10 protein-coding genes are annotated in these 11598 nt (G+C 62.6%); 3 read left to right on the top strand and 7 right to left on the bottom strand.

Annotated features, from left to right (window positions below; genetic code table 11):
• Positions 1-18 precede the first annotated feature (18 nt).
• From P0M12_RS02905 to dapE, 4 genes are all read right to left on the bottom strand, one after another.
• On the bottom strand, positions 19-1791 hold the full coding sequence (locus P0M12_RS02905) for a long-chain-acyl-CoA synthetase (protein WP_003945170.1): 1773 nt from the start codon (positions 1789-1791) through the stop codon (positions 19-21).
• A 112-nt stretch (positions 1792-1903) separates the two neighbouring features.
• Positions 1904-2461 carry a TIGR00730 family Rossman fold protein gene (locus P0M12_RS02910; protein ID WP_003945191.1) on the bottom strand — a complete coding sequence of 186 codons (558 nt, stop codon included), beginning with the start codon at positions 2459-2461 and terminating at the stop codon, positions 1904-1906.
• Positions 2455-3258 (bottom strand): TIGR00730 family Rossman fold protein, encoded by an 804-nt coding sequence (locus P0M12_RS02915; RefSeq protein WP_003945176.1) that lies wholly within the window; start codon positions 3256-3258, stop codon positions 2455-2457. Before P0M12_RS02915 ends, P0M12_RS02910 begins: the two co-directional genes overlap by 7 nt.
• 16 nt (positions 3259-3274) lie before the next feature.
• Complete coding sequence (gene dapE, locus P0M12_RS02920; protein WP_030536946.1) at positions 3275-4345, bottom strand: succinyl-diaminopimelate desuccinylase; 1071 nt, start codon at positions 4343-4345, stop codon at positions 3275-3277.
• Positions 4346-4394: 49 nt separating this feature from the next.
• Between dapE and dapD the strand changes: the two genes are divergently transcribed.
• Positions 4395-5348 carry a 2,3,4,5-tetrahydropyridine-2,6-dicarboxylate N-succinyltransferase gene (gene dapD, locus P0M12_RS02925; protein WP_019749368.1) on the top strand — a complete coding sequence of 318 codons (954 nt, stop codon included), beginning with the start codon at positions 4395-4397 and terminating at the stop codon, positions 5346-5348.
• Positions 5348-6730, top strand: coding sequence for an amino acid permease (locus P0M12_RS02930; protein ID WP_003945184.1), 1383 nt, complete (start codon positions 5348-5350; stop codon positions 6728-6730). Before dapD ends, P0M12_RS02930 begins: the two co-directional genes overlap by 1 nt.
• A gap of 9 nt (positions 6731-6739) precedes the next feature.
• Here P0M12_RS02930 and P0M12_RS02935 read toward each other — a convergent pair whose 3' ends face one another.
• Both P0M12_RS02935 and P0M12_RS02940 read right to left on the bottom strand, forming a co-directional pair.
• A complete protein-coding gene (locus P0M12_RS02935) occupies positions 6740-7498 on the bottom strand; it encodes an ABC transporter permease (protein WP_063316837.1) in 759 nt (252 codons plus the stop codon).
• Positions 7498-8472, bottom strand: coding sequence for an ATP-binding cassette domain-containing protein (locus P0M12_RS02940; protein ID WP_210377504.1), 975 nt, complete (start codon positions 8470-8472; stop codon positions 7498-7500). Before P0M12_RS02940 ends, P0M12_RS02935 begins: the two co-directional genes overlap by 1 nt.
• A 212-nt stretch (positions 8473-8684) precedes the next feature.
• Between P0M12_RS02940 and P0M12_RS02945 the strand changes: the two genes are divergently transcribed.
• Positions 8685-9905, top strand: coding sequence for an HNH endonuclease signature motif containing protein (locus P0M12_RS02945; protein WP_007726246.1), 1221 nt, complete (start codon positions 8685-8687; stop codon positions 9903-9905).
• On the opposite strand, the gene P0M12_RS02950 is transcribed toward P0M12_RS02945, so the two are convergent.
• The gene (locus P0M12_RS02950; protein ID WP_042926345.1) at positions 9902-11503 is read right to left on the bottom strand and encodes a substrate-binding and VWA domain-containing protein; all 1602 of its coding nucleotides are present in this window, start codon (positions 11501-11503) and stop codon (positions 9902-9904) included. The genes P0M12_RS02945 and P0M12_RS02950 overlap by 4 nt on opposite strands.
• Positions 11504-11598 lie beyond the last annotated feature (95 nt).

Genomic DNA, 11598 nt, shown 5'->3' on the forward strand with positions numbered 1-11598 from the left:
GGCATGACGGAACTCGGTCTAGCCCTTGGGTACCGAGCCCGCCGCGACCTTTCCGACGTATTCGTCGTACGAGTCCACGTAACCACCCTCGCGGCCTTCGAGAACGTGCAGAGTGTCGGCGCCGACGTCGTAACCCTCGTTGCGCAATTCCACCTTGCGCGACTTGAAAGTGCTGGTGTGTTCGAGTGAGTCGACGATGCGGATGAACAGCGGGACCGCGTAGTTGGGGAGCTTGCCGTAGAGGTGTGCCGCGACTTCACTTCCCTCCAAGCTTTGACCGTCCCGCAGCTTGACTGCCGCCATGCCCGCGCGACCGTCGGTGCCCGGAATCTCGACGCCGTAGACAACTGCTTCCTCGACGGCCGGGTGCGAACTCAGCGCGCCCTCGACCTCCGTGGTGGCGACGTTCTCTCCCTTCCAACGGAAGGTGTCGCCGAGACGGTCGACGAAGGCGACGTGGCCCCATCCCTGCTTGCGCACCAGGTCTCCGGTGTCGAACCAGGTGTCGTCGTCCTTGAATCCGCCGCGTACCAGTTTGCTGTTGCTCGCCGCTTCGTCGGTGTAACCGTCGAAAGGCGCCCGGTCGGTGACCTTCGACAGCAGGAGTCCGACCTGACCCGTGGAAACCTTGCGGAGTCGACCGTCGGCTCCACGCAACGCTTTTCCGGTGTCCTCGTCGAACTCCACGACGGCGTGCGGCAACGGGCAGATGCCTGCTGTCTTGTCGACGTTGAGTGCGTTGACGAACGCGATGTTGCATTCGCTCGCGCCGTAGAACTCGGCGACGCGGGGTATGCCGAACCGCTGGGTGAATTCGGCCCAGATCTCAGGGCGCAGACCGTTACCCACCATCAGCCGAACAGCATTGTCGCTGTCGGTCGGCTTGACCGGCTGGTTGAGCAGATAGCGGCACAGTTCGCCGATGTAGGTGAACGCGGTCGCCTTGTTCAGTGCGATGTCGTCCCAGAACCGCGAGGCCGAGAACTGACGTCCGATCGCGATTGTCGCACCGGACGCGAGCACCGAGGACAGCGAGACCGTCAACGCGTTGTTGTGGTAGAGCGGCAGGCAGCAGTACAGGGTGTCCGAGCCGCGCAAGCGCACGCCCATCAACCCGAGCCCCGACATCGACTTCAACCAACGGAAGTGAGTCATCAAGCTGGCCTTGGGCATTCCGGTGGTGCCCGAGGTGAAGATGTAGAACGCCTTCTCCTTTGCCAGCACCTCGGCGGTGACCGCGGGGTTGGACGGATCAGCCGTCTTCGCCAGATCCGCGAGTTCGCTGACGAGAAGTTGGTTCGGTCCGCTAAATCCGGCGGGCAACGATTCGAGGGCTTCTTCGCACTCGTCGGCGACCACCAGGACGCGCGCATCGAGGAGCGTAAGGCTGTGTGCCAGAACGTCGTCGCGCTGGTTGTAGTTCAGCATGCCCGCTGCCGCGCCGAGTTTTACCGCGGCCAAGGCGATCAGCAGCGCTTCGGGAGTGTTCTTTGCCAGCACTCCGACGACGTCTCCGCGGTCGACTCCTCGACCACGGAGAACGTCCGCGTAGCGGTTCACCAGTTCGTTGGCTTCCGCGTAACTGGTCGCGTGGCCCTCGAACCGGATGAACGGGCGCGACGGGTGCGCGTGCGCGGCCTTCTGGAAGATCAACCCGATCGATTCCTTGGCCGAAGGCTTACGGGTGAGCCCGGCGGCCCCCCGCGCCAGGATCGGCACCTCGGTGATCATCGACGGCAGTTTTGCCGCCAGATCGAGCAGGCCGACGGTCGAACGGGCTTCCGAACTCATGGCTCCCCTAACACGTATCCGGCGCCCATTCGGCCGCCCAGTCTGCGGCCACCTTACTGCACGGTAATAAAGCCCGCCATGCCCCAGGTCAGGGTTTCACGCAAGCGTCTGATCAGGATTTGACGCACGCGTCGAGCGCGGCCTCGACGTCCGTCCTCACCAGCAGAGTGTCCAGCGCCTGACGCCCGACGAAGCCGGTCCCGTCGAGCTTGTTCAACCACTCGAGCAGGCCGGTGAAGTGGCCGACGGGATCGAGCATCACGACAGGTTTCTCGTGCATTCCCAGGTAGCCGGCTGTCCACGTCTCGAACAACTCTTCCAGCGTCCCGATTCCGCCGGGCAGCGTGATGAACGCGTCGGCGTGGTCTTCCATCAGCTTCTTGCGTTCGCGCATGGTGTCCGTGACGATCAGTTCGTCGGCGTCAACGTCGGCAACTTCCTTGTGCACCAAGGCTTTCGGGATGACGCCGACGGTCCAGGCACCCGCCGCGCGAGCGGACTCGGCGACAGCGCCCATCATCGACACGTTGCCACCGCCCGAGACCAACTGCCATCCGCGTCGACCGATCGCGGTTCCCACCTCGGCAGCCAACGCCAGGAACGATTCGTCCACCGGCCCCGACGCGCAGTAGACGCAGATCGAGTACTTTTTGTCGGAATCGGTCACCATTCTTCTTCTTTCCCCAGATCTGCGGCCTCGTCGACGCCCTTGTCGGCGTTGAGGACGATTCGTACTGCTTCTTCCACGCTGTCGGTGACGTGCAGCAGATTCACGTCACCTTCGGAAATCTTGCCGTCCCGCTCGAGGGTGCCGCGAATCCAGTCGACGAGTCCGGACCAGTACTCGGTACCGAACAGGACGATCGGGAAGCGCGTGACCTTGTGGGTCTGGACCAGGGTGAGTGCCTCGAACAGCTCGTCGAGTGTTCCGAAGCCGCCGGGCAGGCAGATGAATGCCTGGGAGTACTTCACGAACATCGTCTTGCGTGCGAAGAAGTACCGGAAGTTGATTCCGAGATCCACCCACTCGTTGAGTCCCTGCTCGAACGGCAACTCGATGCCGAGGCCGATCGAGTATCCGCCGGCCTCGCTGCAACCGCGGTTGGCAGCTTCCATCACCCCTGGCCCACCACCGGTGATGACGGCGTACCCGGCCTCGGCCAACGCCGTTCCCAGCTCGCGCCCGGATTGGTACTCGGGATGATCGACCGTGGTGCGGGCCGAACCGAACACCGTCACCGCACGCGGGACCTCGGCGAGTGCGCCGAAACCTTCGATGAATTCGCTCTGGATACGCAGCACACGCCACGGATCGGTGTGTACCCAATCCGTGGGTCCGCGCTTGTCGAGCAAGCGCTGATCCGTCGTGGTCTTCTCGTCCTTGCGCTTGCGTCGAAGCTGAACCGGCCCGCGGTGCTTGATCGACGAGCTCTGCTTCTTCGAAGCCGAATTCTTCTCTGGTGCCATGCGGCAAGGCTAACGGTCAGGCCGACAGATACTTCCTCAGCACGGCCGCGACGTCGGTGATCTGCTGCACCGGAACGTGCTCGTCGCGCTTGTGCGCGAGGTTCGGATCACCCGGTCCGTAGTTCACGGCAGGAATGCCGAGCGCCGAGAACCTGGACACGTCGGTCCACCCGTACTTCGCACGGAACTGACCACCGGCCGCCTCGATCAGGGCGGCAGCGGACGGGTTCGCCAAGCCAGGCAGCGCGCCAGGCGAGGAGTCGGTGACCTCGAATCCGAGGCCCAGACCGTCGAACACTTCGCGCACGTGCGCCTCGGCTTGTACCTCGCTGCGATCGGGCGCGAATCGGAAGTTGACGTCCATCTCGGCTTCGTCCGGGACGACGTTTCCGGCGACGCCACCGGAGATCCGCACCGCCGACAAGCCCTCGCGGTAGCCGCAACCGTCGATGTCGACCGAGCGCGGCTGGTAACTCGACAACCGCTCCAACGCTCCGCCGAACTTGTGAATGGCATTGTCCCCCAGCCAGGACCTGGCCGAATGGGCGCGAGTTCCCGAAGCCGTCAACCGCACCCGCATCGTGCCCTGACACCCGGCCTCGATGAAACCGGCCGTCGGCTCACCGAGAATTGCGACGTCCGCCGCGAGCCATTGCGGGATCTCGCGTTCGATCCGTCCCAGGCCGTTGTACGTTGCGGCGATCTCTTCGCAGTCGTAGAAGACGAGGGTCAGATCGTGGGCCAGGTTCTCGATGGTGGCCGCAAGGTGTAGGAAGACCGCGTCGCCCGACTTCATGTCCACGGTCCCGCAGCCGTGCAGGATGTCGCCGTCACGCCGCGAAGGAACGTTGTCCGCGATCGGCACCGTATCCAGATGTCCGGCGAGCATGACCCGACTGGGCAAACCACGCGACGTACGCGCCAACACGGCATTGCCGTTGCGGATGATCTCGAAGCCCGAAGTCTGCTCACGCAGCGCATCCTCGACAGCCTGCGCAATGACGGATTCGTCGTGCGAGACGCTGGGGATGTCGACCAGGGCGGCCGTCAAGTCGATGGGGTCCGAAGCAAGATCGAGGATGCTCACACGCACCAGCCTAGGCCGGTGCACCCACCACCCAGTAATCTCTAGTCCCGTGAGCGCACAGGGAGCAACAGCAGTAGGTATCGCCAACGTGACCGCGGACGGAACCGTCCTCGACACCTGGTTCCCGGCACCGGAGCTGGGAACATTCGACAAGACCGGTACCGAGAACGTCGAGGGAACAGATATTCCTTCCGATCTTGCACTGCTGGCAGGCACTGACGACGCTCGCGAGGTATCGCAGGTCGTCGTGCGCACCACCATCGCCGATCTCTCCAAGGCGCCGGTCGACGCACATGACGTCTACCTGCGCCTCCATCTCCTCTCGCACCGTCTCGTCGCACCTCACGGTGTCAACCTCGACGGCCAGTTCGGCCTGCTCAGCAACGTCGTGTGGACCAACTTCGGCCCGTGCGCCGTCGAAGGTTTCGAGCAGGTTCGCTCGCGTCTGCGCATCCGCGGCGTCGTGACCGTGTTCAGCGTCGACAAGTTCCCCCGCATGGTCGACTACGTCGTGCCGTCCGGAGTCCGCATCGGTGACGCGGACCGTGTCCGACTCGGTGCACACCTCGCCAGCGGAACGACCGTCATGCACGAGGGCTTCGTCAACTTCAACGCCGGCACCCTCGGCAACTCGATGGTCGAAGGCCGCATCTCCGCGGGCGTCGTCGTCGACGACGGATCCGATGTGGGCGGCGGCGCCTCGATCATGGGCACCCTCTCCGGTGGAGGCAAGGAAACGATCTCCCTCGGCAAGCGCTGCCTCCTCGGCGCAAACGCCGGCCTCGGCATTTCGCTCGGCGACGACTGCGTCCTCGAAGCGGGCCTCTATGTCACCGCCGGCACCAAGGTCACCGGCCCGGACGGAACCGTCGTCAAGGCCAAGGAACTGAGCGGCAAGTCGAACCTTCTCTTCCGTCGTAACTCGGTCTCGGGTGCCGTCGAGGTCGTGCCGTGGAAGGGCACCGGCGTAGAACTGAACGCTGCTTTGCACGCTAACGACTGATGAGTAGCACCGACGTCTCCGACGGAACAACCACTGCTCTCGGCCACGGTCTCAAGGTCCGCCATCTGACGATGATGGGCTTGGGCTCGGCCATCGGCGCCGGCCTGTTCCTCGGAACCGGCGTCGGTATCGCCAAGGCCGGGCCGGCCGTCCTGATCTCCTACATCCTTGCGGGCGCCGTCGTGGTGTTCGTGATGCGCATGCTCGGCGAGATGGGCGCCGCGATCCCGGCCAGCGGTTCCTTCTCTCACTACGCACGCTTGGGGATCGGCGAGTGGGCCGGCTTCGTGATGGGCTGGCTCTACTGGTTCATGCTCATCATGGTGTTGGGCGCCGAGATCACCGGAGCCTCGGCGATCGTGAACGACTGGGTGCCGTCGATCCCGCAATGGGTTGTCGCCCTGGTTTTCGTGGTGTTCTTCGCCGTGGTGAACCTGGCGAAAGTCAGCAACTTCGGTGAGTTCGAGTTCTGGTTCGCCGCAATCAAAGTCACCGTCATCATCGGCTTCCTGATCATCGGTGTCCTGCTGGTGTTCGGCATCCTCCCCGATACCGACCCGGTCGGTACGAGCAATCTGTTCGGGCAGGGCGGCTTCATGCCCAATGGATTGTCCGGCATAGCCGCAGGACTTCTCGTCGTGGCATTCGCCTTCGGTGGGATCGAGATCGTCACCATCGCCGCAGCCGAATCCGAGAATCCGGAACGCTCCATCGCCGTCGCTGTCCGGAGCGTCGTGTGGCGCATCAGCGTCTTCTACATCGGCGCCATCTCGATCATGGTTCTGGTGCTGCCCTGGAACGACCCCGAACTCGAGAGCGGCCCGTTTGTGGCCGTCCTGAACAAGGCGAACATTCCAGGCGTTGCCGGGTTCATGGAACTCGTCGTAGTGGTGGCGTTGCTTTCCGCCTTCAACGCCAACATCTACGGCACCTCTCGCATGGCGTTCTCACTTTCGCGCCGCGGCGACGGACCCGCCTTCATGGCGAAATTGTCGAGCACCGGAGTTCCGACCAATGCCGTTCTGCTGTCGGTGTTCTTCGGCTTCGTCAGCGTCCTGCTCAACTGGCTGCTCCCCGACGACCTGCTCGGCATCCTGCTCAACGCAGTCGGCGCTGCGCTGCTGGTCATCTGGATCTTCATCGTCGTCTCGCATCTGCGACTGCGTAAACAACTCGAAGCGTCGGGCAAGCTGACGGTTCGGATGTGGCTGTTCCCGTATCTGAGCTACGCGACACTCGCGATGCTCGGTGTGTTCGTCGTCCTCATGCTCTTCGACGCCGATGCCCGTGCACAGTTGATCTCGACCACCGTGTTGTTCCTCGTGATCGCGGCATTAGGTTTCCTGAACGCCCGTTGGCGTAAGCAGAATCAGCCCGTCTGATCCGTGTGCCTATGCATCCCGCCTGTTCACGACGACGATGCTGAGACCGAATACGACGAGCACGAAGAGGGCGAAGTAGATCAGGCTGCCCCATGGTCCCCAGTGGAAATCGACGCCACCGCTGGAACCGAGAAAATTGTTGGCGTTCATGAACGGCAGGAACGGCATGATCTTCTCGCCGATACTTCCGAACAGGTTGAAAAGATTCTCGATCAGCAAGGGCCACAACAGCAGAAGCGCGATCGCACCTGCAGACTGCCGGAGCAACGCGCCCACTCCTACGGCTAGAACTACGCAGAAGAACGCGTAGATCGGTGTTCCGTAGACGACCCGCCAGTTCTCGTCGCCGGACAGAGTCAAGAATCTTCCGGCGTCACCTGCCGTGGCCTTCGTGAGGGCGAAGGCGCCGAACGACAACACGAGAGTCAGCACCGCTCCGAACCCACCGATGAGGCCCGCTTTGGCGATGAGCACCGAGGCGCGGTTCGGAACTGCCTGGAATGTGGTTCGGATTGTCCCGAAACGATATTCGCTGGTGATCGCGAGGGCCGCCATGATCATCAGAACCAACACACCGAAGCCGGTCACTCCACTGAGTGCCCCCGACACTGTCGGCATCATTGCACCGTTGGGGTTGCTGAGCGACGACTTGGCGCTCAGTCCGAAAACGGTAGCGAGTCCCAACCCGAGCACGATGATGATGATCGTGCACCACAGCGGCGACTTGGTCGTGGTGATCTTGATACGTTCAGCACTGAGAACAGCCATTACAGTGCACCTCCCATAGCCTGCTGTGTATTTGCGTGGTGGGCTCCGGCACCCGGATCGATACCGGATGCGTGGTACTGGACATCGTCCCCGGTCAACTTCATGAACGCATCCTCGAGCGATCCCTGCACAGAAGCCAACTCGTACAACACGATTCCCTGCGAACCAGCCAAACCACCGATCACATCGGTGGTCGAATCCACCACCACCAATGCCGGGGCAACACCGGAACCGTCCTCACGCACCGTCAACCCCTGCGAGAGCAACACACTGCGCAACGCATCGAGCTGAGGACTACGCACCCGCACCGTCGACTCCGACGAACGATCCACGAACTCCGCCACCGTCGAATCCGAAATCAACCGACCCCGACCGATCACCACCAACTGCTCCGCCGTGAGCGCCATCTCCGACAGGAGGTGACTCGACACCAGCACCGTGCGGCCCTCGGCCGCCAACCGCTGCATGAACTTACGAATCCAGACGATGCCCTCCGGATCGAGACCGTTGACCGGCTCGTCGAACAACAACACCTTCGGATCCCCCAACAACGCACCCGCCAACCCCAGACGCTGCGACATACCCAACGAGAACCCGCCGGCCTTCTTACCCGCCACCTCGGACAATCCGACCAACCCGAGCACCTCGTCGACGCGGGACTTCGGGATCCCGTTCGAAGCAGCCATCCACTGCAGATGCGCCCGCGCACTGCGATTGGGGTGCACCCACTTCGCATCCAGCAACGCACCGACCGTCCGCAACGGCGTCTTGAGCTCGCGGTACGGCTTGCCCTCGATCAACGCCGCACCCGACGTCGGCTGATCCAAACCCAGGATCATCCGCATCGTCGTCGACTTACCGGCACCGTTCGGGCCCAGGAAGCCCGTCACGATGCCCGGCTTGACCGTGAACGACAAATCGTCCACCGCTTTCGTCGGTCCGTAAACCTTGGTCAATCCCCTCAGCTCGATCATGAGGACCAGTCAACCATGAAAACCGAACTGTCGGAACTTTCAGACGCCAACGGAGAAAGGCGTTGCGTCCGTTCGCTGTCGAGGCTAGTATCGAATGTATGTTCGACACTACCGGGGGGGTAAAAGTGACGACGCAAGTATCTGAACAGGCCATATCCAAACAGGCGATATCCGAAGAGACCATCGGACAATTCCGAGCATCACTCGTCAGCATGGATCGATCCATCGACAACGCAGCACGCGTGGATCTTCTGCGCGCTTTGGAAGAGTTGAAGGCCAGTTGCGCTGGTGCCCAGGCATTGCTGGCTGCCGATCTCGACGCGTTCACCCGCAACGACCGCGGCGAACGGGGAGTGCCGCGCGCATACCAAGGCCGTGGAATCAACGCGCAGATTGCCCTCGCACGGCGAGAGTCGGCTTGGTTCGGAACTCAGCATCTGAACCTGGCCCGCGCACTGAACGACGAGATGCCTCACACACTTCGACTACTCGTCGACGGCTCCATCAGTGAGCATCAAGCGACGATCCTCATGCGCGAGACTTCATGTCTCACCGCCCAGGATCGCGCTACATTGGATCGCGAGTTCTGCTGCGACGCTGCAATCTTGGACGGATGCGGCAACCATCAACTGACACAAAGAATCCGCGCACGCACTGCCGAAATAGACTCCGATAGTATTGCCAGACGAGCACGCAAAGCCGTGGGAGACAGACGAGTGACGTCACGGCCTGCGCCCGACACGATGTGCTGGCTCAATGTGTTCCTTCCCGTGGCCGAAGGTATCGCCGTGCACGCCACGCTCAGGCGCGACGCAGATTCCGTACTTGCCGGCGGGGACAAGCGCACCCGAGCGCAAATCATGGCTGATCTCCTGGTCGAGCGAGTTACCGGAATCGGCCGCGCCACACCGACACCCGTCACCGTGAATCTGGTTGTCTCCGACCAGTCATTGTTGGGCGAAAATTCCGACCCGGCGTACGTCCACGGGTACGGACCTGTACCAGCCGCTATTGCACGCGAATGGATCACCAAGGCCAGCGAAGACTCCGAAACGGTGGCAACGCTCCGAAAGCTCTACGCACGCCCCGATACGGGCGCGCTGACCGCAATGGAATCCACGGCGAGAACCTTCCCGAAGGGGTTGGCGCGATTGATCGAACTCCGTGATCGAAGCTGCCGTACTCCGTGGTGCGACGCGCCGGTTCGCCACCGCGACCACATTCGCGATCACTCGAGGGGTGGCCTCACCAGCGCAGCCAACGGTGCCGGGTTGTGCGCGGCATGCAATTACGCGAAACAGGGCTCGGACTGGACTGCCGAACCTGTACCAGGTAACCGGCACACCTTCACCACAACGACACCTACCGGGCACCGGTATTCGTCTGAGGCTCCGCCACTTCCGGCACCCTGGACCAGTCCGGATGCGGCCTAAGTTCCTCGGTGAGCCAATGCGTTCACGAACACCTCGGAAATCTCCGAGGGGTCACGAGCGATGTACGTCGAACCGCCCGTCACGCGGGAGATATCGGCGAGCGCCGCCGCATCTGCGTCATCGGTGATGCCGATGGTGACGATGATGACCGGACGCGCCGGATCCTGCTCGCGTGCAAGAACATCGAGCAACTGTTCACGGCTGATGCTGTCAGGATCTTCGTTTGCGCCGTCGGTCAAGATGATGACACTGTTGACTGCTCGCGGATCGTACGATTCCTGAACCTTACGGAATGCGGCCAGCGTCGTGTCGTACAAACCTGTGGCGCCACGTTTGAGTTCGGTGAGCCGGTTCGCCTGATCTGCCATCAACTTTCGTTGAGTCACACCGTCGACGATCGTGTCGTAGCGCCTGATCGGCACCAATTCCTGGAAGTCCTGGGTTCCGTTCATACCTTGGGAAAACGCCCAGAGACCGGCAGCGACGCTGTCTGGGAAGACCTGATTGCCGGCCAGAGCAGCAGCAGTGGTCAACTGCATGCGCGTCTTGCCGCCTGCCGCAGGGTAGTCCATCGACGCAGACACGTCGATCGCAACGAGTGTCCGGATCGGCTTGGCCATCAGAGCCCAAGCGCCCAGTGTCTGATCGGCCACCGACTGTTCGGACACGGTCAGTGCCGTGACGTCACCGACTCCACCTTCGACGGCTCCACCGCCGGAAGTACGGAACCCGCTGCGCGTCAGCACTTCCTGAGCAGATTCACTGTGCAACAGCTCGGCGATGGCGTCACTCTTCTTGGCTGCGGCGTAGTGCCGGTCCGGTGCCGAAGCACTGACCACCAGGGGGTAATCCATGATCATGGTTCCCGTCGCCGGTACTGTCGCGGAAATCTTCGACTCGGCCTTCGTGAACTCGACGACCTGTTGCTCGGTCGAAACACCGACCTTTCCGGAGCTGACCAATTCGGTGAGCATCTTCTGTCCTACCGGCTGATCTTCGGTACGAACACTCTCCGCTTGCGCATGGGGTACGAGTGCCGCTCGAACGGATTCGGAGGTGGCCCCGGTTTCCGCGAGAGCTCCGAGAATGGGCGCCGACGCAACCCCTGTGAACAACGGATTGCCCAACGCCAGATCGGGAACCTGTAGCGCCGCGAGCCAACTGGCAAACTGTTCGCCACCGCCGGAGGCGAGAACGACAGGCGAGGTGGCGATCGAACCTCCCGCGGCAGCGACCGGCCCCTTGGCCGTCAATGCAGCTTTGCCGACCCACGCTGTCGAATCCGGTATCCACATGTCCGGCGCGTCCACGCCCTTACCCAGGGTTCCCGCAACGTCCCCGGGCAGCGCAGAGGTAACCGTGATCCGCGAACAGCCTGTCTGCTCCGGCGACGATTCTGCGAGGATCTCCGTGACTGCCGGCGCGATCGCAGGATCCGCTGCCAGCGAGTACTCGTCGACGCTCTCGCAGGAATCGGACTGTGTTGCCTTGAAGACCACCACCCCGGTGGCGATTACCGCGACGGCAACCAACCCACCCACTGCGTAGAACCCGATCGACCGCCCGCTGTCAGGACTCGAATGCCGTCCGCCCGCCATGAAATCTGCCCTTCCGAGGCCACTCGCACTCAGGCATACCGACGGTATGCGCGCGACTGGAACTGTCCCTACCGGGCGGTAGTGTAGCCAAGAAC

Source organism: Rhodococcus sp. RCBS9, assembly GCF_029457415.1.
Lineage (GTDB): Bacteria > Actinomycetota > Actinomycetes > Mycobacteriales > Mycobacteriaceae > Rhodococcus_F > Rhodococcus_F qingshengii.